The sequence below is a fragment of the Agrobacterium vitis genome (assembly GCF_013426735.1).
GTDB lineage: Bacteria > Pseudomonadota > Alphaproteobacteria > Rhizobiales > Rhizobiaceae > Allorhizobium > Allorhizobium vitis_D.
Genome location: NZ_AP023272.1, coordinates 770,947 through 792,500 on the forward strand (window position 1 = coordinate 770,947; position 21,554 = coordinate 792,500).

Annotated in this window: 17 protein-coding genes (1 of these 17 running past the window's edge); 13 read left to right on the forward strand and 4 right to left on the reverse strand. The window is 58.9% G+C overall.

Features of this window, described 5'->3' with window-relative positions; genetic code table 11:
• Positions 1–239 precede the first annotated feature (239 nt).
• The 5 genes from H1Y61_RS03525 to H1Y61_RS03545 are packed head-to-tail and all read left to right on the forward strand — an operon-like array spanning position 240 to position 3,183.
• The gene (locus tag H1Y61_RS03525; protein WP_409363968.1) at positions 240–1,001 is read left to right on the forward strand and encodes a double zinc ribbon domain-containing protein; all 762 of its coding nucleotides are present in this window, start codon (positions 240–242) and stop codon (positions 999–1,001) included.
• A gap of 51 nt (positions 1,002–1,052) precedes the next feature.
• On the forward strand, positions 1,053–1,307 hold the full coding sequence (gene grxC, locus H1Y61_RS03530) for a glutaredoxin 3 (protein ID WP_180573719.1): 255 nt from the start codon (positions 1,053–1,055) through the stop codon (positions 1,305–1,307).
• 9 nt (positions 1,308–1,316) lie between these two features.
• Positions 1,317–2,174, forward strand: a complete 858-nt coding sequence (locus tag H1Y61_RS03535) for a carbon-nitrogen hydrolase family protein (protein ID WP_180573720.1) — start codon at positions 1,317–1,319, stop codon at positions 2,172–2,174.
• Complete coding sequence (locus tag H1Y61_RS03540; RefSeq protein WP_015917276.1) at positions 2,171–2,599, forward strand: DUF1178 family protein; 429 nt, start codon at positions 2,171–2,173, stop codon at positions 2,597–2,599. Before H1Y61_RS03535 ends, H1Y61_RS03540 begins: the two co-directional genes overlap by 4 nt.
• Positions 2,600–2,601: 2 nt before the next feature.
• A complete protein-coding gene (locus tag H1Y61_RS03545) occupies positions 2,602–3,183 on the forward strand; it encodes a DUF3291 domain-containing protein (RefSeq protein ID WP_180573721.1) in 582 nt (193 codons plus the stop codon).
• Between the two features lie 6 nt (positions 3,184–3,189).
• Here H1Y61_RS03545 and ubiG read toward each other — a convergent pair whose 3' ends face one another.
• A complete protein-coding gene (gene ubiG, locus H1Y61_RS03550) occupies positions 3,190–3,948 on the reverse strand; it encodes a bifunctional 2-polyprenyl-6-hydroxyphenol methylase/3-demethylubiquinol 3-O-methyltransferase UbiG (RefSeq protein ID WP_180573722.1) in 759 nt (252 codons plus the stop codon).
• Between the two features lie 364 nt (positions 3,949–4,312).
• Here ubiG and H1Y61_RS03555 point away from each other — a divergent pair, with 364 nt between their 5' ends.
• Positions 4,313–5,206, forward strand: a complete 894-nt coding sequence (locus tag H1Y61_RS03555) for an SH3 domain-containing protein (RefSeq protein WP_180573723.1) — start codon at positions 4,313–4,315, stop codon at positions 5,204–5,206.
• Positions 5,207–5,345: 139 nt separating this feature from the next.
• Here the strand turns inward: H1Y61_RS03555 and H1Y61_RS03560 are convergent, their stop codons facing one another.
• Complete coding sequence (locus tag H1Y61_RS03560; protein ID WP_180573724.1) at positions 5,346–6,773, reverse strand: virulence factor family protein; 1,428 nt, start codon at positions 6,771–6,773, stop codon at positions 5,346–5,348.
• Positions 6,770–9,382 (reverse strand): bifunctional lysylphosphatidylglycerol flippase/synthetase MprF, encoded by a 2,613-nt coding sequence (gene mprF / locus H1Y61_RS03565; protein WP_180573725.1) that lies wholly within the window; start codon positions 9,380–9,382, stop codon positions 6,770–6,772. Before mprF ends, H1Y61_RS03560 begins: the two co-directional genes overlap by 4 nt.
• 506 nt (positions 9,383–9,888) lie before the next feature.
• Between mprF and H1Y61_RS03570 the strand changes: the two genes are divergently transcribed.
• The 7 genes from H1Y61_RS03570 to clpB all read left to right on the forward strand — a co-directional run bounded on the left by H1Y61_RS03570 (position 9,889) and on the right by clpB (position 19,775).
• Positions 9,889–11,163: an aspartate kinase gene (locus H1Y61_RS03570; RefSeq protein ID WP_174111910.1), complete on the forward strand. Its 1,275-nt coding sequence runs from the start codon at positions 9,889–9,891 to the stop codon at positions 11,161–11,163.
• A gap of 85 nt (positions 11,164–11,248) precedes the next feature.
• Entirely contained in the window at positions 11,249–13,513 is a 2,265-nt protein-coding gene (ptsP, locus tag H1Y61_RS03575) for a phosphoenolpyruvate--protein phosphotransferase (protein WP_180573726.1), read from the forward strand.
• A 26-nt stretch (positions 13,514–13,539) separates the two neighbouring features.
• Positions 13,540–14,619 (forward strand): peptide chain release factor 1, encoded by a 1,080-nt coding sequence (gene prfA, locus H1Y61_RS03580; RefSeq protein WP_071585084.1) that lies wholly within the window; start codon positions 13,540–13,542, stop codon positions 14,617–14,619.
• On the forward strand, positions 14,616–15,497 hold the full coding sequence (prmC, locus tag H1Y61_RS03585) for a peptide chain release factor N(5)-glutamine methyltransferase (RefSeq protein ID WP_180573727.1): 882 nt from the start codon (positions 14,616–14,618) through the stop codon (positions 15,495–15,497). The genes prfA and prmC overlap by 4 nt, the downstream gene beginning before the upstream one ends.
• Positions 15,498–15,923: 426 nt before the next feature.
• Complete coding sequence (locus H1Y61_RS03590; RefSeq protein WP_015917266.1) at positions 15,924–16,808, forward strand: DUF4167 domain-containing protein; 885 nt, start codon at positions 15,924–15,926, stop codon at positions 16,806–16,808.
• 86 nt (positions 16,809–16,894) lie between these two features.
• Complete coding sequence (locus tag H1Y61_RS26935) at positions 16,895–17,017, forward strand: hypothetical protein (RefSeq protein WP_267972252.1); 123 nt, start codon at positions 16,895–16,897, stop codon at positions 17,015–17,017.
• A 151-nt stretch (positions 17,018–17,168) separates the two neighbouring features.
• The gene (gene clpB, locus H1Y61_RS03595; RefSeq protein WP_015917265.1) at positions 17,169–19,775 is read left to right on the forward strand and encodes an ATP-dependent chaperone ClpB; all 2,607 of its coding nucleotides are present in this window, start codon (positions 17,169–17,171) and stop codon (positions 19,773–19,775) included.
• Between the two features lie 82 nt (positions 19,776–19,857).
• Here clpB and H1Y61_RS03600 read toward each other — a convergent pair whose 3' ends face one another.
• A protein-coding gene (locus H1Y61_RS03600) for a M23 family metallopeptidase (protein ID WP_180573728.1) crosses the window boundary here: on the reverse strand, positions 19,858–21,554 show its 3' portion. The gene runs 250 nt beyond the window's last position; 1,697 of the gene's 1,947 nt are visible here — the last part of the coding sequence; its start codon lies off the right edge, out of view — the gene reads right to left on this strand; it ends in the stop codon at positions 19,858–19,860.

Genomic DNA, 21,554 nt, shown 5'->3' on the forward strand with positions numbered 1-21,554 from the left:
GCAGGAAATCGCGTAATTGGGCTCGAACATTCCCGTGTTTACCCCAGGCGGATTCTGGACAGCTCTGTCCCCTTAAAGTTTCCAAGCGGCTTGAATCCTCTTGGGTGTTGAGTGCAGTATATCGCACCTGCGCTTTTATGGTGCATTCATGGGCCTTGGGCGAGATCGGGTTAGGGTATATCGGTATGATGCGGGCGAATGGAGGCAGGGTGGACCATATCCGGCAGGTCAGGGACAGCATGGTGGCCCTGGCCCATCGCGGTTTTCGGGGGATGCAAATGGCCGGCCGGGCGCTGCGCGATCTGGTCTATCCCCCCGGCTGCGCCACCTGCGGTCTGCCGGTTGCCAAGGCTGGAAGCCTGTGTTCCGATTGCTGGTTCTCGGTGCGGTTTATCGAGCGGCCCTATTGTGAAATTCTCGGTCTGCCTTTCGGTTTTGATCCAGGCCAGGGCATGGTTTGCGCCGAGGCGATTGCCAATCCTCCGGTTTTCGACCGGCTGCGGGCGGCGGTTGTGCATGACGGTGCGGCGCGTGATCTGGTCCATCGGCTGAAATATGGCGACAGGACCGATCTGGCACCGATGATGGCGCATTGGATGATCCGGGCTGGCGGCCAGGAACTGCTCCGCGCCGATGCGATCCTGCCGGTGCCGCTACATCGCTGGCGGTTGTTTTCACGCCAATATAACCAATCGGCGGAATTGGGCCGGGCCTTGGCCGGGCTGTCAGATAAACCCTTCCTGCCGGGAGTTTTGACGCGGGTGAAGCGGACACAAAAGCAGGTTGGGCTGACGGAGAAGGCGCGGGCGGACAATGTTCGTGGCGCTTTCAAAGTGGCGGAAAACCGCCGCGATCAGGTGTTTGGCCGCCATCTGGTGCTGGTCGATGATGTCTACACGACAGGGGCCACGGTCAGTGCTGCGACCCGCGCGCTGAAGCGGGCGGGGGCAGTGGAAGTCACGGTCTTGACCTTTGCAATGGCGCTTGTAACACCTATATGAGATGACAATACTGATAGACATTATTTCATCAACAATGAACCGGAGACGAGCATGGCGTCCGTGATCATCTATACGCGGAAATATTGTGAATATTGCGCCCGCGCCAAGGCGCTTCTGACCACCAAGGGCGTGGCTTTTACCGAGGTCGATGCAACGGGCAATGCGGAACTGCGCCAGGAAATGGTCGATAAATCCGGTCGCAATACCTTTCCGCAGATCTTCATCGACGCCACCCATGTCGGTGGTTGCGATGATCTGCATGCGCTGGAACGGGCCGGAAAGCTCGATCCGATGCTGGCGGCCTGAGGACATGTCATGACCATTGCGGTTGCAGCCCTGCAAATGTGCTCAGGCACCGATCTTGAGAAGAATGCCGCTACCATGGCGCGTTTGGTGCGCGAGGCGGCAGCAGCAGGGGCGATCTATGTTCAGACCCCGGAAATGACCGGGGCCTTGCAGCGTAACCGGGACGCCTTGAGGGCCATGCTGCGCGATGACGACAATGACTTGATTGCCATGACTGCGGCCCAACTGGCTGGCGAACTGAAGATCCATGTCCATGTCGGTTCGACGGCGATTGCCCGTGCGGATGGGATGATTGCCAATCGCGGCCTGTTGTTTGGCCCGAATGGTCGGCGGATCTGCACCTATGACAAGATCCATATGTTCGATGTGGATCTGGACAATGGTGAAAGCTGGCGGGAAAGCGCCGCTTATGCGCCCGGAAAGAACGCTTGCGTTGCAGATTTGCCCTTCGCCAGGCTCGGCTTTGCGATTTGCTATGATGTGCGGTTTCCCTCGCTGTTTCGCACCGAAGCCATGGCGGGTGCCGACATTCTGACGGTGCCAGCGGCTTTCACCCGGCAGACCGGCGAGGCGCATTGGCATATCCTGCTCAGAGCGCGGGCCATCGAGAATGGTGCGTTCGTGATCGCTGCTGCCCAAGGCGGCACCCATGAGGACGGACGCGAAACCTATGGGCATTCACTGATCATCGATCCCTGGGGAAAAATCCTGGCGGAAGGCCCGGCGGCGGGCGAGGCCGTGGTGATGGCTGAGATCGATCTCGATGCCGTCAAGGCGGCGCGGATGAAGATCCCCAACCTCAAAAATGGCCGCGATTTCAATCTCGACATGGTTCCAACGCTCGCCAAGGGAGGGCAGACGGTTTGATCCGCTATTCCCTCATCTGCGATCAGGCCCATGAATTTGAGGGCTGGTTTGCGCAAAGCGATGATTTCGACCGCCAGAAAGCCAGTGGCTTTTTGACCTGCCCGGTCTGTTCTTCCGCCTCCATTTCCAAAAGCCTGATGGCGCCGATGGTCTCGACGGCGCGCGGCAAGGAAGAACGGCAGAAGGTGGCCTATGACGCTGCCCAGCGTGAAGCCTTCCTGAAGTTGAAGGAGGCGGTTGCGACCGTCAGGGCCAATAGCGAAGATGTCGGCGAGCGATTTCCCGAAGAGGCCCGCAAGATCCATTACGGCGAGGCCGATGCCCGCGGGATTATTGGCAATGCCAGCCCCGACGAGGCGCGCGCCCTGATCGAGGAAGGCATCGAAATTGCCCCCCTGCCGGTTCTGCCTGACGATGTGAATTGAGCATGTCGTCCACCCATCACCTCGCGCTCTATAATTTCGGCCTGCATGTCGCGCCATCTGGAGATCCGGCCATTCAGGGCTTTGTTGACCGCGAGCCTCTTAATTTTGAGGCCGCTACGCGCTCCACGGGCTTTATCGACCGTTCCGGTTATGAGGGCGAACCGGGGCCGGGAAGCTGGGGCGTGCAGGTGTTTCCGCGTTTTATGGAAGGCAGCGGCTTTACCTCCGGTCCATCATCTCTTTCACTCTGGCAAGACCCGGAAACGCTGATGGCTTTCTCCTATAATGGGGTCCATGCCGACGCCCTGAAACACGCTCGCCACTGGAATGTGAAGCAGACCTGGCCTTCTTTGGTGCTCTGGTGGGTGCCAGTTGGCAGCAGACCGCAATGGTCGGATGGTGTGGAAAGGCTCGAGCATCTCGCCGATCACGGCCCGACGCCCTTCGGCTTCACGTTCAAGCAGGCTTTCGCTGAGGATGGTACATCCTATCATCTTGACCGAGCGCGGATAAAGCAGCTTGCCACCGACAATTGCGCCCGCCAGCAGGACTTGCTGGAACGCCTTGCCTCAATGCCGGTATGAGATGGTTCACTCCGGGGTGGACGTCGGCCTGCGGGTCAGCATCATGTAATTGACATCAGTGTCGGAGGACAGGTTCCACTGGTTCTGGAACGGGTTGAAGAAGACACCGACAGTCTCGGACACATTCATGCCTGCGCCGAGGATTGGCTTTTCCAATTCTTCCGGGCGCACCAGTTTTTCATATTGATGGGTGCCGCGCGGCAGCCAGCGCAAGACATATTCGCAGGCACCGATGGCCAGCGCCGCAGCCTTCAAGGTACGGTTGATGGTCGAAATCAGCATGATCCCGCCGGGGCGGACCATGGAGGCGCAGGTGGAGATGAAATACTCGACATTGGCGACATGCTCAACGACTTCCATATTCAGCACGATATCGAAGCTTTCGCCAGCAGCGGCCAGGGCCTCGGCGGTGACGGCGCGGTAATCCACGCTTACGCCGGTCTGGGCGGCATGGGTCTGGGCAATACCGATATTCTTGGCGGAGGCATCAGCGCCCAGCACGTCGGCGCCCATGCGGGCAATGGGTTCCGACAGCAAGCCGCCGCCACAGCCGATGTCGAGAACCCGCAGGCCCGATAGCGGCTGATTGGAGCGTGGATCGCGCTGATAATTTTCGCAGGCTTTGTCGCGGATATAGGCAAGGCGCACCGGATTGATCTTATGCAGCGGCTTGAATTTGCCGGTGGGGTCCCACCATTCGGCAGCCATGGCGGAAAAGCGGTCGACCTCGGCCTGATCGATGGTGCTCTTGGCGGTCTCGCTCATCGGGTTCTCCTGACTGGGCTGCATTCCATAGCTTTGTTGATTCGGGGCTTTGTTGATCCGGGCGGATATCTCAAGGCTCACTACCGCGTTTTGCGCTGCCGCGCCATCCTAGAGGCGCAGTCGCTTCGCCGTCTCTTGCGTGAGGTCGGACGATCCGGGCTTAAAGTCAAGGGTGAGCGACACCTTGTCGCTTCAAAACATGCCGCCTCAAAAAAGCCGGAGGACATTGCTTGACATAAGCGGGTCAAGTGCGGTGGGGCGCTGGGGGGAACAAATTGCTCCTGATGGCGTTACCATGCCGCATGAACCCAATTCCAATTGGCGGGACAAGCCAAGGTCAGGGACGGCCAAGGAGATCAGATCGATGAAACCACTTTACCTGTCGGCCTTTGCAGGGCTGATGGCAGTTGCCTTGCCGGCGGCCGCTGAGGCGGCCCAGGCATTTGCGACTGCGAATGTTAACTTGCGGGCCGGGCCCAGCACACAATATCCCCCTGTTCTGGTCGTGCCAGCCGGTAATTCCGTGCGGATCTTCGGCTGCCTGTCTTCGGCCAATTGGTGCGATGTCGGTTACGCGGGCTATCGCGGCTGGATTTCCGGCAGCTATTTGCAGACGCAATATTCCAACCGCCGGGTCTATGTCGATCCGGATTATTATCAGCCGCTCGGCATTCCGACCGTGACCTTCCAGGTTGATAATTATTGGGATCGCTATTATCGCGGCCGCGATTTTTACCGCGAACGGGATCGCTGGCGCCGTGCGCCGCCACCGCCGCCGGTTTGGCGCCGCGATGGTCCACCGCCCCGCTTCATGGGTGGTGATGGTCCCCCGCCTCCAGGCGCACCTGACATGGATCGCCGTCGTGGACCGGACCCAAGGATGCAAGATCCGCGAATGGACGGCGACCGTGACCGGATGATGCGCGATGACCGGCAGAGGCCTCGCCCGGATGATCGTCGGCCAGATGATCGCAGGCAAGATGACAGGCGGCCAGACGATAGGCGCCCGGACGACAGGCGTCCCGATAACAGAGGGCCGGATAACATGCGCCCCGGTGATATGCGTCCAGGCGATCAGCGTCGTGACCAGATGCAGCCGCCACAAGGCCAGCGTCCTGATCGGCCAGACCGCAATGCGCCGGATGGAAACCGTCCGCCGCCACCGCCGCCGCCAGCGCCGGGTCAGGCTGCCCCGCCACCGCCGCCACCACCGGGTGCTGCCTGCGTACCCAACACGCCGAATTGCCCGCCACGGTAATCAGGCGCGGAACCGAGCTACAGATATTGGAAAGGGCCGCTTTAAGCGGCCCTTTTTTCATGCGGTTAATTTAAAATCTTGTTGCGTACCCTATCCCGCGCAAAGGTCGAGCAGGGCGTGAGCAACGCTCTTTGCTGTATCAATCCAGCTTGCGGGTTTTCAGCCGATCCAGAAGCAGTTTGGCCAGGGCTTCATAGTCGCCATCGAAATGGTGACCGCCCTCAAGCTTGACGACATCGACCTTCTTGGGGTCGAGCTTGTGGCAACCATCATCTTCCTCGTCATCGGCTCCGTACAGGCATTGCACCAGGCCCGCTGGCATTTTGGCGACTTCCTTGGTGGGATCGCCGCCGGCGCCGCTGCTTTTTGCTCCCAGCCAGCCGGTCACGGAAATCTCGAAATCGGATGCCTGCGACATGGACAGCAGCGATACCTGATTGATTTTCTGACGGATATTGTCTGGCAGGAGATTATAGACCGGCGGGCTAATGTCCGCGCCAAAGGAGAAGCCGACGAGCATCACATGCTTGACCTTCCAGCGTTTGGTAAAGGCGGTGATGATGCGGGCGAGATCGTCCGCCGTTTCCTGCGGTTTGCGCTCCGACCAGAAATAGCGCAGCGAATCGACGCCGACGACGGGCAGGCCTTCACTCTGGAAATAGCTTGCCATTTCGCTGTCGATATCGCGCCAGCCGCCATCGCCGGAATAGATGATCGCCATCGTATCGAATGCCGGTTTATCGACATCCATCAGTGTCAGCGGCAAGCCAAGGGGCGAGGCCTCCTTGGCGGTGGCTGCAATCATCACGTCGATGCCGTCCGACAGGGTCTGGGCAGCGGGCTTCTGGCTATCGGCTACGTCGATATCGGAATGATCCTTCAGGAGATCGGCCACATGGGCGCGCCCGGCGGGATCGGCAGAAGGCGAAAAGCGGACGCTGGCCGGATCGGGAAGCGCGCCGTCGGTTAGGCCATAGACGATGCCGCCGTTCTTTTCGGTCTTGACTGCCGGGGTGCAGAACTGTTCGGGCAGGGGAATGACGTCGCCGGGATCGACAGCCAGCGTTTCGCCGATGGTCGCGTTGGGTGTCTGAGCCAGGATCGCCAGGGCCAGCGTACCGCCTTCACCGATGCCCGCCACCAGCGGCGGCAGGTAATCCGCACCGCCGACATGCCGCTGAATCTGATGGGACAGGTCCTCGATGTCAGACACGGTATAGATGCAATCGTCCTCATCGGACGACTTCAGATCAGCTTGTAGGGATTGCAGGTAGCGCGGAGTATCGATGCCGACGACGATCGAGCCGTTGCTGCGCAATCTTTCAGCCTCAGTCTTCATCTTGTCGCTCCAGCCGTCCTTGTCGGACAACAGGAAAACGATGGATTTCGGTTTGTCGTCCGGCATGGCGATAACCGGATCGGGTATCGTGCCTGTTTCGTATTGCGGGTCCTCGGCTAGGGCGGGCTGCACGAAGGCGGTCGTAGACGACGCCCATGCCAGAACGCCGGCGGCCAGACAATTGCGGGCCAGACTGCCCTTGGTGAGACGAGAAGTTGACGATTTCATTTCTTTACCACGCCTTTCAGACCGCCACCGATCAGGAGAGTTGCGTCCAGGAGCGCGATGACCGGACTGAGGCCGCCTGAAACGGCGAGATAGCGGGGTTGCCATTCGGGATGAAACTTTGTCTTGAAAGCCCGAAGCCCCTTGAAGTTATAGAAGCGCTCACCATGCTCATAGAATGTGTTGGCAATGCGATCCCAGACCGGGGCCACATCGCGTCTCGACAGGCCCGATAGGGGCGCCATGCCAAGGTTGAAATGTTCGTAACCTTCGCTGCGCAGATGGGTCAGCAGGCTGACGAACAGATAGTCCATCGAGCCCTTCGGGGCCTCCGGCGAAAAGCGCATCAGGTCGATGGAGGACTCGGCCTTGGTTTCCGTCACCAGGATATTGGCAAAAGCGACGATCCGGCCTTCGAAACGCAGCACGATCACCGGCTGGCTCAGGATATAGTCATCGGTGAACGCGCCGAGGGAAAAGCCCTTTTCCTTGGCGCGGTGCTGGGCAAGCCAGCCATCCGATACGGCGCGCAGATCCTCGAGAATATCAGGCACGTTGGCCAGGGGAATGATTTCATAACTCAGTCCGTCGCGCTCGGCCTTGGCGGCACTTTGGCGAAGATTGGCCCATTTCCCGCCCTTCAGGTCGAAGCGGGAGAGATCAACGACCGCCAGTTCTCCCAGTTTGAAGGCCTGCATGCCGGCATCGGCAATCGCTGGCAGCAGCACGGGCGAAGCCTGGTAGAACACGGCCCGGCAGCCGGCCAGACGAGCCGATTCGACGAATTGCCAAACCAGTTCGTCGCGGGACTTTTTCGGCCCGACCGGATCGAGAAAGGCGATCCACGAGCGGCCCTGCTTGCCATACATCAGAAATGCCAGGCCATCCGGTGAAAACATCACGGCCTTGTCGCCGGTGCGCACAAGATTGCTATCGGCCACATCCGATTTGCTGAGAATGGTGACGGCCTTTTCAATATCTTCCGGGCTCGACGGTGTCACGGCAGGCGCTGCGGGGCGCAGCAGGCTGAAGACAGCCAGCGCCGATGAGAAGATGGTCAGGCCCAGCATGGCGCGCAGCGAGCGCGGCGCTTCTTCCGAAAACTCGAATTCCCACCAGAGCGAGCGGGTGTAATCGACATCGCGATAGACGAAGAACAGGATGAAGCAGGCAAAAATGCAGATCAGGGCGATGGCAGTCAGCCAGGACGAGGTCAGCACCTGGCGAAACAGCGAGGCGGGGCGAATGAACAGCCGCTTGCTGGCGAACAGACCGATCAGCAGGATGGCCAGCGCCGAGGCTTCCAGCACCGCAAAGGCTTTCAGCAGCGAGAGGACCAGGGCGGTCGAGGCTCCGACCATGGCCGCCCACCAAGCGCCGTCCAGCCGCTGGGCAAGGCCGCGCGCCGCGATAACCAGAAACAGCCCGAGCAGGCTGGTGAAAAAATGCGCGCCTTCCACCACGGGAAGTGGCACGATGTTTTGCAGGAATTCCAGATTGCTTTCCGGCGTCGGCGTGACGCTGGAAAAAATCAGCATGACGCCGAGAATGAAGGTGAGGGCGCCGAGAAGTGCCGGTGATATTCGGGCTGCGGTGCGTCCGACCCCGGCCAGCGCCGGGGTTTTGGAATAATGACGCAGCTCGGTGATCGTCACCAGCACGATGGCCAGAATCAGCGGCAGAACATAATAGATCAGGCGGTAAACCACCAGCGAGGCGAGCACCGCGTCGATATTGGTGGTCGGGCCAAGCGCGGCGATGATCACGGTTTCAAACACGCCGATGCCGGCAGGCACATGACTGAGCACGCCGATCCCGATGGCAATGGAATAGATTGCAAAAAAGGCTGGCCAGGAAATGGCGGCCTGTTCCGGCAAGAGCGCATAGACGACCGAGGCGGAAAAGGCGAGATCGGCCACGGTGACCAGAAACTGCCGCGACAGGGTTGGGGTATCGGCCATCCGTAACGTCACACCGGCAAAGGTCAGGCTGCGGCGCTGGCCGATGACGATCAGCACGGCAAAGCCGAGGACGATGGCAATCGCCAGACCACGCAGCCAGAGCGGGCTGATATTCAGCAGCGGCGCGATTTCCGAGGACATCGGAATGAGTGACAAGGCGGTGACGGCGGCAAGCCCCAGGCTGAAGGATAGGGTGACGAAGGCGATGATGCGGCCAATTTCATCAGGAGCAAGGCCTGCCCGCGAATAGGCCCGGTAGCGGATCGCTCCACCCGACAGCATGCCGAAGCCTGCCGCATTACCGACGGCATAGGCACTGAAGGCGGTCAGCGCCACTTCCGCCATCGGGCGTTTGCGGCCGATGAATTCCATGGCGTTCCAGTCGTAGAGACACAGCGACAGGAAGCTGAGCGCGGTAAACACCACCGCCAGCAGGATCTGGTCATAGCCCGTGGTGGCCATGGCCGAGACGACGTCGTCATAGCTGACTTCTTCCGTCAGCCGGTAGATCGCCAGCGCTACGGCGGCAAAAATGACCAGCGTGAACACGGCGGCAATCGCCCTGCCGTAATCGGCCAGGGCTGCCCGCCATCCGGACCTGGTCGGCGGCTCGGCGCTTTCCTGGCTCTCGGATTGTATTTCGGCTGCCATGCGATCGTCCCTTTCATTGACTGCTTTTGTCTGCCGCGATCGGTACGCGGCTGCATTTTATATGTAGCGCCGATGCCCAGTTGGCACCCGCTGCATGAATTTCCCCTGAAACCCTGACAGGTTTAAGGAAATATGCGGTAAATCTTATACCAACTGCCATTAAAAATGGCAGTTGGTATTCCTTTTTCGAATATCTCAAGCCTTTGACGTATTTGAGATATTCGAAACTCACTTAAGGCGAGGATGCGTTAGCATCTTCGAGCCTTGGTATTAACGGTATCGGACATGTTGCCGTTCTCTACTGAATTATCGCTGAATGGGGTATCCCAAATTCATGACAAAAACGTTTGCATAGAGAGCGGCATGGATGCCGCCTCAATGCAGTGAACTTGCCGTTGCACCTTGGCCCCGAATTGTCTAAAAGCCCGCCAGCCGCATTGTGAAATGCAGAGATTGGTTTCAGCCGGATATGTCCGGCACAGGTTTGAGGTCGAGACGGTCGGGCCATGGCGCGCATTGTGATGAAATTCGGCGGTACATCCGTCGCCAATCTTGAACGCATTCACAACGTGGCGCGGCATGTGAAACGTGAAGTGGATGCCGGCCACGAAGTTGCCGTGGTGGTTTCGGCCATGTCCGGCAAGACCAACGAACTGGTGGACTGGGTCCAGACCATGCCCAAGGTCGCCGGTGCTGCTTCGCCTTTCTATGATGCGCGTGAATATGACGCTATCGTGGCCTCCGGTGAACAGGTGACATCCGGTCTGCTCGCCATCGCCCTGCAATCGCTCGGTATTAATGCCCGCTCCTGGCAGGGCTGGCAGATTGCCATCAAGACCGACAATGCCCATGGCGCGGCCCGCATCCAGGACATCGACGGTTCCGATATCATCCGCCGCATGGGTGAGGGCCAGGTTGCCGTGGTGGCCGGTTTCCAGGGCATTGGCCCGGACAATCGCATCGCCACGCTGGGTCGCGGCGGCTCCGATACCTCGGCTGTGGCAATCGCGGCAGCCGTCAAGGCCGACCGTTGCGACATCTATACCGATGTCGATGGTGTCTATACCACCGACCCGCGCATCGAGCCCAAGGCGCGCCGCCTGAAAAAGGTGGCGTTTGAGGAAATGCTGGAAATGGCTTCGCTTGGCGCCAAGGTATTGCAGGTGCGCTCCGTCGAACTGGCCATGGTACACAAGGTGCGCACCTTCGTGCGCTCGAGCTTTGAAGATCCCGATGCTCCGGGCATGGGTGACGTGCTGAACCCGCCCGGAACGTTGATTTGCGATGAGGAAGAGATCGTGGAACAGGAAGTTGTAACCGGCATTGCCTATGCCAAGGACGAAGCCCAGATATCCCTGCGCCGGTTGGCTGACCGTCCCGGTGTTTCGGCGGCGATTTTCGGACCGCTGTCCGAATCGCATATCAATGTCGATATGATCGTCCAGAATATTTCCGAGGACGGTTCCAAGACCGATATGACCTTTACCGTCCCATCCGGGGATGTGGATAAAGCCCTGAAAGTGCTCTCCGACAATCAGGGAAAAATCGGTTTCGACGTGGTGCAAAGCGAAAAGGGCCTGGTCAAGGTCTCGGTGATCGGCATTGGCATGCGCAGCCATGCAGGGGTTGCGGCGACCGCTTTCCGTGCACTTGCCGATAAAGGCATCAATATCAAGGCGATCACCACCTCCGAAATTAAGATTTCCATCCTGATCGACGGTCCTTACGCTGAATTGGCTGTTCGCACTTTGCATTCCTGCTACGGTCTCGATAAGGCTTGATCAACGGGTGGGAATTTGCCACCCTTGATCACTACCTCCGGGCGCATTTTGCGCCTGGATTGTCATTATCGGGAGCATGCACGCGATGAGAGACCTTTCCGCAGGTCCGCGCGTCCTCCTCAAGCGGCTTCGCGAATTGATGGCGGAGCCCCTTGAGCCTCAGGAGCGTCTTGACCGTATTACGCGCCAGATCGCGAGCAATATGGTTGCCGAAGTCTGCTCCGTTTATGTCCTGCGCTCCGATGGTGTGCTGGAACTCTACGCGACCGAAGGTCTCAATCCCGACGCGGTGCATCTGGCCCAGCTGAAAATGGGGCAAGGTCTGGTCGGTACCATCGCGGCATCCGCCCAACCACTCAATCTTTCCGATGCGCAGGCGCATCCCGCTTTCCGCTATCTCCCTGAAACCGGTGAGGAAATTTATCATTCTTTCCTCGGTGTGCCGATTTTGCGGGCTGGCCGCAGTCTTGGCGTTCTTGTCGTCCAGAACAAGGCGCAACGGAATTATCGGGAAGACGAGCTTGAAGCGCTTGAAACCACGGCCATGGTGCTGGCCGAAATGATTGCCACTGGCGATTTGAAGAAGATTACCCGACCGGGCCTTGAATTGGACCTGACGCGGGCCGTGACCATCGATGGCGACAGCTATAGCGAGGGCATCGGCCTTGGCCATGTCGTGCTGCACGAGCCGCGCATCGTCGTCACCAATCTGTTGAACGAGGATACCGAGACCGAGTTGAAGCGGATGGCCGAATCGCTCGGCTCCCTGCGCATCTCCATCGATGACATGCTGTCGCGCCGCGAAGTGGCGATGGAAGGCGAGCATCGTGAGGTGCTGGAAACCTATCGGATGTTTGCCCATGACCAGGGCTGGGTGCGGCGCATGGAAGAGGCAATCCGCAACGGCCTGACGGCGGAAGCGGCGGTCGAAAAGGTCCAGAGCGATACCAAGGCGCGGATGATGCGCCTGACCGATCCCTATATGCGCGAGCGCATGCATGATTTTGACGATCTGGCCAACCGGCTGCTGCGGCAGCTGACCGGATTTTCCGGCAGCAGTGCCGAAGGATTTCCCTCGGATGCGGTAATTTTCGCCCGTGCCATGGGCGCGGCGGAGCTGCTCGATTATCCGCGGCAGAATATTCGGGGCCTAGTGCTGGAAGACGGTGCCGTTACCAGCCATGTGGTGATCGTTGCCCGCGCCATGGGCATTGCCGTGGTCGGACAGGCGGCTGGGGCCGTGGCGCTGGCGGAAAACGGCGATCCCGTCATCATCGATGGCGATGACGGTAAGGTGCATGTGCGCCCGATGGTCGATCTGCAAAAGGCCTATGAGGAAAAGGTCAAGCTACGCGCCCGCCGTCAGGAGCAGTTCAAGGCGCTGCGGGATGTCGAACCGCTCAGCAAGGACGGCCAGCGGATCAAGTTACAGATGAATGCCGGACTGATGGTCGATTTACCGCAATTGGCCGATTCTGGCGCCGAAGGCATCGGCTTGTTCCGCACCGAGCTGCAATTCATGATCGCTTCGACTATGCCCAAGGCCGACGAGCAGGAAGCGCTCTATCGCAATGTGCTGAAACAGGCGAAGGGTCGGCCCGTCACCTTCCGCACGCTGGATATCGGCGGCGACAAGGTTCTGCCCTATTTCCGCAGCCATGAGGAAGAAAATCCGGCTCTCGGCTGGCGCGCCATCCGGCTGTCGCTGGACCGGCCCGGCCTGTTGCGCACCCAGATGCGGGCGCTGCTGAAGGCCGCGACCGGGGGTGAGCTGAAGATGATGCTGCCGATGGTCACGGAAGTGTCGGAAATCCGCGCTGCCCGCGAATTGCTGCAGAAGGAAGTGCAGCATATTTCCAAATTCGGCCATGGCCTGCCAAAGCGGCTGCAATTCGGCGTGATGCTGGAGGTTCCTGCCCTGATGTGGCAACTCGACGAGTTGATGCAGGAAGTGGATTTCGTCTCGGTCGGCTCCAACGATCTGTTCCAGTTTTCCATGGCGGTGGACCGGGGCAATGCCCGGGTGTCCGACCGGTTTGACACTCTGGGCCGGCCTTTCCTGCGCATTCTGCGTGATATTGTCCGTGCTGCCGACCGGCATGATACGCCGGTGACGCTGTGTGGTGAGATGGCGGGAAAGCCGTTGTCATCCATGGCGCTGTTTGCTATCGGCTTCCGTTCGGTGTCGATGTCGCCGACGGCCATCGGTCCGATCAAGGCCATGCTGTTGCAATTGGATATCGGCAGGCTTTCCGCCGAGCTGAATGCGTTGCTGGACGACAACAGGCCAAGTGAGCCGATCCGGGCTTTCCTGACACGGTTTGCCGAACAGAACGGCGTTCCGGTCTGATTTCTGAAGAAAAACAAGAGGTAAAGGTGGCGAAGCTTCCTGTCGATAAAATGCGCGAGCTTGAGCGCCGGTTTGGCGAAATCGAGGCGCGCATGTCCGCCGGGCCTGCCGCCGATGTCTATGTCAAGCTTGCCTCGGAATATTCCGAGTTGCAGCCGGTGGTCAAAGCCATCCGGGAATTGGGGTTGGCGGAAAAGGAAGTTGCTGATCTGAAGGCGCTGCTGGCCGACAAGTCCACGGACCGCGAGATGCGCGATCTGGCGGAAATGGAGCTGCCGGATGTCGAGGCGCGGCTGGAAGGACTGGAAAAGGAAATCCAGATCCAGCTTCTGCCCAAGGATGCCGCGGACGAGAAAAGTGCGATCCTGGAAATTCGTGCCGGTACGGGTGGGTCCGAAGCCGCGTTGTTTGCCGGTGACTTGTTTCGGATGTATGAGCGTTTCGCGGCGGGCAAGGGCTGGAAAGTCGAGGTCCTGTCTTCCAGTGAAGGCGATGCCGGGGGCTTTAAGGAAATTATCGCCACCGTGACCGGGCGAGGGGTCTTCTCCAAGCTGAAATTCGAATCCGGTGTTCACCGAGTGCAGCGCGTTCCCGATACGGAGACGCAAGGACGTATCCATACGTCGGCTGCTACCGTGGCGGTTTTGCCCGAGGCGGAAGAGATCGATATCGAGGTTCGGGCTGAAGACATTCGCATCGATACGATGCGCTCCTCCGGGGCAGGCGGCCAGCACGTCAACACCACGGACTCTGCGGTGCGCATCACCCATCTGCCGACCGGCCTGGTGGTGACCAGCTCGGAAAAATCCCAGCATCAGAACCGGGCGAAAGCGATGCAGGTGCTGCGTTCGCGTCTGTTCGACATGGAGCGCCAGCGGGCCGACAGCGAACGATCGGCGGATCGCAAGAGCCAGGTTGGCTCCGGTGACCGATCCGAGCGGATCCGCACCTATAATTTCCCGCAGGGCCGGGTGACCGATCATCGGATCAACCTGACCCTCTACAAGCTCGACCGGATGATGATGGGTGAAATCGATGAAGTGGTCGATGCCCTGATCGCCGATTATCAGGCTGGACAATTGGCGCAACTCGGCGAACACGCATGACAGGCGCACCGGTGACGCTGAAGCAGGCGATCACTGCCGCTCGTCTTCGGTTTGCGCAAGCGGGTATCGCCGATGCGCCAAGCGATGCGCGGACCTTGATCGCCGGTCTTCTTGGACTGACGTCGACCGATCTTATCCTGCAGGACAACCGGATTTTGAGCGTCGATGAGACAAGCCTGATCGAGGCGGCAGTTGAACGACGCCTGATGTTTGAGCCGGTGCATCGAATTTTGGGGCGGCGGGCCTTTTACGGTTTGGAACTGGCCCTGTCACCGGCAACATTGGAACCTCGGCCCGATACGGAAATCCTGATCGAACGTGTTTTACCTCATCTTCGCGCCATGGCGGCGAAGAATGGCAGCGTCCGCCTGCTGGATATGGGAACGGGTACCGGTGCGATTGCACTGGCACTTTTGCAGGAATGTCCAGCCGCTACGGCATTGGCGACCGATATTTCCGCCGAAGCGCTGGCCACGGCGCGGCAGAACGCCGCAGCCAATATGCTTTTTGACCGGTTCGAGACGCTGCAAAGCCATTGGTACGAGGCTTTGTCGAGCCGTTTTGACATCATTCTGTCGAATCCGCCCTATATTGTGAGCAGGGTAATCGACGACCTTGCCCCTGACGTTCGGCTTTACGATCCTGCCGTAGCACTTGACGGGGGCGACGATGGGCTGGATGCTTACCGGGCAATTGCCGCTGGTGCAGCCGATTTTCTGAAACCGGGCGGTCTGGTTGGGGTGGAAATCGGTTATGATCAGGCGATGGCGGTGACGCAACTTTTCGCCAACAATAGCTTCGTTCTTGTGGAAAGCGCAAAGGATCACGGTGATAATGATCGGATTCTGTTGTTTGCTCAGACCGGACCGCAACTATAGTGGTATTCACCAAGGAACTTTCTGCAATGCAAAGAAAGGGCTTGGTTTTCGAAAGGAAGCGGGATAGGTTGCAGACACGCACCGGGCAGCGGGGAATGAACAAAGATTCGTTTGGCTCTGGGTCGACCGCAAACATGCCTCCTTAAGGAGACGGTAGCGGCGCGAATGATCCTGGTGCGTGGATCAAATAATTTACTGCTTGATTCCTTAAGCCGAAGTCGGATTAAGGGCAAAAATTATGCAGAATGTTAACGTGTTACAGTTGACCCTCACGCATTTTATAGAATGCAAGGAGCTGTGATAGTCACCAGCGGCCGTATGTTGCATTGGCGCAGTATGCCCCGCAGCGCGTGGAGCCCCGGTTCGATTGAGCGAACGGGCCGCGTCGCCCTCATATCAGCAAGACAGAAATCAGGTGAGTAATCGATGAGGCCAGGACAGCAAAACAAGCGCAGTCGGGGGCGTAGCAGTGGCGGCAGCAATAATAACAACGGCAATAATTTCAACCGCAAGGGCTCCAACCCGCTGACCCGCACCTATGACAGTTCGGGTCCTGACGTGAAGATCCGCGGCACGGCGCAGCATATCGCTGAAAAATACATGGCGCTGGCGCGCGATTCGCATAGTTCAGGCGACCGGGTCATGGCTGAGAACTATTTGCAGCATGCCGAACATTATAACCGCATCATTGCCGCCGCCCAGGCGCAGATGCAGGAGCGGGTCCATCGCGACGACCGCGATTATAATGACCGCGACGGTTCCGACATGGATGGCGACGAGGGCGATAACGGTCTGGACCGTGGCTACCAGCCGCAGCCTGAGATGCCGGTTCAGCAGCCCCGCATTCAGCAGGAACGGGTTCAGCCAGAGCGCGCCCAGCAGGAGCGCCCAGAGCGCACCGAACGGCAGGACCGTCCAGAACGGGCCGAGCGTGCGGAGCGCCCAGAACGGGCCGAGCGTCCTGATCGCCGCGATCGCACGCATCAGGATCGCCGGCCGCAGCCGATTGCCCAGCCGCAGCCTGAGCTGGACATTGCTGGAAGCGGCCCGCAGCCGGTGATTGAGAAGACCCCGGTCGAAGCTGAATTTGCCGCTGAGGAAAGCGCACAGCAGGCCAGCGCAAAGTCGGATCGGCCCCAGACCCGCCGCCGCACGCCCGCTGCCCGTCCGCGCCGTCCGCGCCGCACAGCTGAAGAGATTGCGGCCGAAGCGAATGGTGAGGCGAGTGCCGAAGGCAAGCCACCGGCCAAGGGTCGCGACAAGGCCAATAATGGCGATGCTCCGGCTCTTGCCGATATCGTTTCGGAATAATATCCATCGGTGATTGAACCAGACAGACTCTGGCCAGACAGACTCTGGCCAGACAGACTCTGGCCAGACAGACTCTGGAATGACTGATGACCAAAATTAGCCCCTTCTCCTTTTCTGGAGCAGGGGCTTTTTTATTTTTTGATGATTTGTTTTCAGTTGTTTGCCTTTCATCAAGTGTGCCTGATTTTTTGTGCGAAGCCACTCTTTAAAGGGCAAAATCGCCTCCCCATATCAGCTTTGACGAATTGAACAGAATCCCTTTAAAGGATTGAATTCAATCACCGGGCCTGCCGAATGGGGGCCTGATCCTCAAAACCCATGCCGTGCCTTGACGGGCGGCCTGGAGACTGGAGAGCAAAAATGAACGTAGAAAAATATTCCGAACGGGTGCGCGGCTTTTTGCAGTCTGCCCAGACGCATGCTCTGTCGGAAGGCCACCAGCAATTTACCCCTGAACATGTGTTGAAAGTGCTTCTGGATGATGAGCAGGGCATGGCCTCCTCGCTGATCAGCCGCGCGGGCGGCGATCCAAAGGAAGTCAGGATTGCCAATGATGCAGCGCTTGCCAAGCTACCGAAAGTGTCGGGTGGCAATGGTCAGGTATATCTTGCTCAACCCCTGGCCCGGGTGTTTTCCACCGCGGAAGACGCAGCCAAGAAGGCGGGCGACAGTTTCGTTACCGTCGAGCGGCTGCTGCTGGCCTTGGCGGTCGAAACCTCGGCATCCACATCCGCCAGCCTGAAAAAGGGTGGGGTTACGGCTGCGGCGTTGAATCAGGTGATCAATGATGTCCGCAAGGGACGCACCGCCGACACCGCCAATGCCGAACAGGGCTTCGATGCCTTGAAGAAATATGCCCGTGACTTGACGGCAGAGGCACGAGAAGGCCGGCTCGATCCGGTGATCGGTCGCGATGATGAAATTCGCCGCACGATGCAGGTCCTGTCACGCCGCACCAAGAACAATCCGGTCCTGATCGGTGAGCCCGGCGTTGGCAAGACGGCGATTGCCGAAGGCCTGGCTATTCGTATCGTCAATGGCGATGTGCCGGAGAGTCTGAAAGACAAGAAACTGATGGCGCTGGATATGGGTTCGCTGATTGCGGGGGCCAAATATCGCGGTGAATTCGAGGAACGCTTGAAGGCCGTGTTGAACGAAGTTCAGGCCGATAACGGCGAGATCATTCTGTTTATCGACGAAATGCACACGCTGGTCGGCGCGGGCAAGAGCGATGGCGCCATGGATGCGTCCAACTTGCTGAAACCCGCATTGGCGCGTGGCGAATTGCATTGCGTTGGGGCAACGACGCTGGACGAATATCGCAAGCATGTGGAAAAAGACCCGGCGCTTGCACGGCGTTTCCAGCCTGTGATGGTGGATGAGCCGACAGTGGAGGATACGATTTCCATCCTGCGCGGCCTCAAGGAAAAATATGAGCAGCATCACAAGGTGCGGATTGCCGATTCGGCCATCGTCGCAGCTGCGACCTTGTCGAACCGCTACATCACTGACCGCTTCCTGCCGGACAAAGCCATCGACTTGATGGACGAAGCTGCCTCGCGTCTGCGCATGCAGGTGGATTCCAAGCCGGAAGAGCTGGATGAATTGGACCGCCGTATCATTCAGTTGAAGATCGAGCGGGAAGCCCTGAAGAAGGAAACCGACATCGCGTCCGCCGACCGGTTGAAGCGGCTGGAAAGCGAATTGGCCTCGCTGGAAGAAGAAGCCGATGCGCTGACGGCCCGCTGGCAGTCGGAAAAACAGAAGCTGGGTCTTGCCGCCGATCTCAAGCGTCAGCTTGATGAGGCGCGCAACGACTTGGCCATCGCCCAGCGCAAGGGCGAATTCCAGCGTGCCGGCGAACTGGCCTATGGTGTTATTCCAGGCCTCGAAAAGCAGTTGACCGATGCCGAGGCAAAGGATGCCTCCGGGGCGGCCAGCATGGTGCAGGAAGTGGTGACACCCGACAATATCGCTCATATCGTCTCGCGTTGGACCGGCATTCCGGTGGACCGGATGTTGCAGGGCGAACGGGAAAAGCTGCTGAGAATGGAAGACGAGCTGGCAAAATCGGTGGTCGGGCAGGGCGATGCGGTGCAGGCCGTATCGCGGGCCGTGCGCCGCTCGCGGGCCGGACTTCAGGACCCCAACCGGCCGATTGGCTCCTTCATCTTCCTCGGTCCGACTGGTGTCGGCAAAACAGAGTTGACCAAGTCCCTGGCTCGGTTCCTGTTCGATGATGAAACGGCCATGGTGCGCCTCGACATGTCGGAATATATGGAGAAACACTCCGTATCCCGGCTGATTGGCGCGCCTCCTGGTTATGTCGGCTATGAGGAAGGCGGCGCTCTGACGGAATCGGTGCGGCGCAAGCCCTATCAGGTCGTGCTGTTCGATGAGATCGAAAAGGCGCATCCCGATGTCTTCAACGTGCTCTTGCAGGTTCTGGATGACGGTCGCCTGACGGATGGCCAAGGCCGCACGGTGGATTTCAAGAACACGATCATCATCATGACTTCCAATCTTGGGGCCGAATATCTGACAGCCCTTGGTGAGAACGAGGATGTCGATAGTGTTCGCGACCAGGTGATGAGCGTGGTTCGGGCCTCTTTCCGTCCCGAATTCCTCAACCGTGTCGATGAGATCATCTTGTTCCATCGCCTGCGGCGCAGTGAAATGGGTGCGATTGTCGAGATCCAGATGCAGCGGCTTCTGGCTCTGTTGGCAGAACGCAAGATCACGGTCGATCTTGGCGGGGATGCTCGCGATTGGATGGCCAATAAGGGTTACGACCCGGTTTATGGTGCAAGGCCGTTGAAACGGGTGATCCAGAAATACTTGCAGGACCCGCTTGCCGAGCAGATCCTGTCAGGCGAAGTGCTTGACGGTAGCGAGGTGAAAATCACCGCCGGTTCGGACCGGTTGCTGATCAAGCCGGTCAAGCCGATGGATCAGGTCGCAGCCTGATTACGATCAGGCAGCCCCTTTCTTCATAACGCTTTGATGGCGGCCTTCTGGCCGCCATTTCCATATCATCGTTATTGGGTTTTCAATTGTTGGCAGCAAGCTGCCGATTTTTCTCTGCACTGCTCAGCAGATCGTCAATGCGCTGCCGCTCCTGCTCGAATTTCGCCAACGTACCGCCGTTCAGCGACTTGCCGTCCGGCAAGCGGACCTTCATCGGATCGACCTTGGTGCCGTTGACGATGATTTCATAGTGCAGATGCGGTCCGGTGGATTCACCCGTCGTCCCCACCCAGCCGATCACCTGACCCTGCCGGATCTTTGCCCCGGCAACGACGCCCTTGGCGATGGCGCTTTGGTGGTTATAGGAGCTTTCATAGCCGTTCGGATGGCGAATGATTGTCTGGTTACCATAGCCACCGGAATCCCACCCGGCTTTTTCAACCGTTCCGTTGCCGGCAGCGATGATCGGCGAACCGGATGGGGCACCCCAATCGACGCCGGTATGCATGCGCGAATAACCAAGGATCGGATGTCGGCGCATGCCGAAGCCCGAGCGGAACACACCATTCGGAACCGGATTGCGAATCAGGAACTGGCGATTGGTCTTACCGTTTTCGTCAAAATAATCGACGGAATTGTCGGATGGGTCCTGAAAACGGTAGAGCGATGTTGTTGTGTCGCCAAAACGCGCCCGTAGGAAAAGCAGTTCTGAATCCGCCGCGGCCTTGCCGCTTTCATCCGCAGCGGAATAGAAAACCTCCAGCCCGTCAGTCGGCCTTAGCGGCGCCTGCAAATCCACGCTGCTGGCCAGCAGCCGGACCATTTGCCCCGTCAGTTCCTTGCTGAGCCCGTAGGAAAGGGAAGCCCGGTAAATTCCATCATAAATACTGGGTAAGTCACGGCTTGCCATCACCGGAGGGCTATTCTCATCAAAGGCCGTTGCAATGGCATCCAGCATAGGCGGCTCAGACCCTTCAACGAGATGGCTCTGATCATCAACCGCCATTGTGACCAGATGCTTGCCGCCACGATAGGCGCTGAACCGGACCACACGGGCCTGTTCCCCGCGCTGAATAATGCCGAGGCGCAGAACATCCCCGGATTGCAGCGAGGGGCTTCCCAATTTTTCACTAAGACTGTCGGAAATCGCCCTGGCTTTGGCTTCGGGGTAGCCCGCACCGGTCAAGGCGGCAATGATCGTCTGCTCGCGGCGAACCGGAATAATATCGTCTGCATATTCGTCAGTATCCGGTGTAACCGGGTCCGGGGTAGATACGCTCAGATTTTGCTCAACGACGCGGGCCGAAAGGCCGGGATTTATATCGAGATCGGCATCCGGATCGGCAAAGCGCTCTGGGTCAATGTAATAGAGTCCGGAAACCTGTTGCGTTCCTTCCGTCAATACGGAGCCATTGGATCGTACGTTTTCTTCTACCTCGTCCGAGGTCATGCCCGGCGCTGCCTTGAAAGGTGTGCCGTTTACAGGAAAGGCAACCGTCTTCAGGCTTATCTCGGAATCGACGTTCGAACCGTAGATCGTCCCGGTGCGCGGGGTTACCGTCTGTTCGTCACCGGCAAAAATACTCAAGGGATCAAACGGCGGATAGTTTTCCTGGGTGGAAAGACTGGTCGATACCAGCATTTTCAAATGAGTGAATGGCTGGCGGCGCACCACATCCTTGTCTCCGCTGCGGATCACGGTTGACACATCCAGCACCGACCGGCTCGCCGTCTTGGCCGAGATGACAGTATTGATCAAACGTCCACCGCGGCGCACGC

Bases quoted from the DNA above. Each gene is read 5' to 3' on its own strand.
- H1Y61_RS03525 (WP_409363968.1), top strand. From the start codon at position 240: ATGGTGGCCCTGGCCCATCGCGGTTTTCGGGGGATGCAAATGGCCGGC.
- grxC (WP_180573719.1), top strand. From the start codon at position 1,053: ATGGCGTCCGTGATCATCTATACGCGGAAATATTGTGAATATTGCGCC.
- H1Y61_RS03535 (WP_180573720.1), top strand. From the start codon at position 1,317: ATGACCATTGCGGTTGCAGCCCTGCAAATGTGCTCAGGCACCGATCTT.
- H1Y61_RS03545 (WP_180573721.1), top strand. From the start codon at position 2,602: ATGTCGTCCACCCATCACCTCGCGCTCTATAATTTCGGCCTGCATGTC.
- ubiG (WP_180573722.1), bottom strand. From the start codon at position 3,948: ATGAGCGAGACCGCCAAGAGCACCATCGATCAGGCCGAGGTCGACCGC.
- H1Y61_RS03555 (WP_180573723.1), top strand. From the start codon at position 4,313: ATGAAACCACTTTACCTGTCGGCCTTTGCAGGGCTGATGGCAGTTGCC.
- H1Y61_RS03560 (WP_180573724.1), bottom strand. From the start codon at position 6,773: ATGAAATCGTCAACTTCTCGTCTCACCAAGGGCAGTCTGGCCCGCAAT.
- mprF (WP_180573725.1), bottom strand. From the start codon at position 9,382: ATGGCAGCCGAAATACAATCCGAGAGCCAGGAAAGCGCCGAGCCGCCG.
- H1Y61_RS03570 (WP_174111910.1), top strand. From the start codon at position 9,889: ATGGCGCGCATTGTGATGAAATTCGGCGGTACATCCGTCGCCAATCTT.
- ptsP (WP_180573726.1), top strand. From the start codon at position 11,249: ATGAGAGACCTTTCCGCAGGTCCGCGCGTCCTCCTCAAGCGGCTTCGC.
- prmC (WP_180573727.1), top strand. From the start codon at position 14,616: ATGACAGGCGCACCGGTGACGCTGAAGCAGGCGATCACTGCCGCTCGT.
- H1Y61_RS03590 (WP_015917266.1), top strand. From the start codon at position 15,924: ATGAGGCCAGGACAGCAAAACAAGCGCAGTCGGGGGCGTAGCAGTGGC.
- H1Y61_RS26935 (WP_267972252.1), top strand. From the start codon at position 16,895: ATGACCAAAATTAGCCCCTTCTCCTTTTCTGGAGCAGGGGCTTTTTTA.
- clpB (WP_015917265.1), top strand. From the start codon at position 17,169: ATGAACGTAGAAAAATATTCCGAACGGGTGCGCGGCTTTTTGCAGTCT.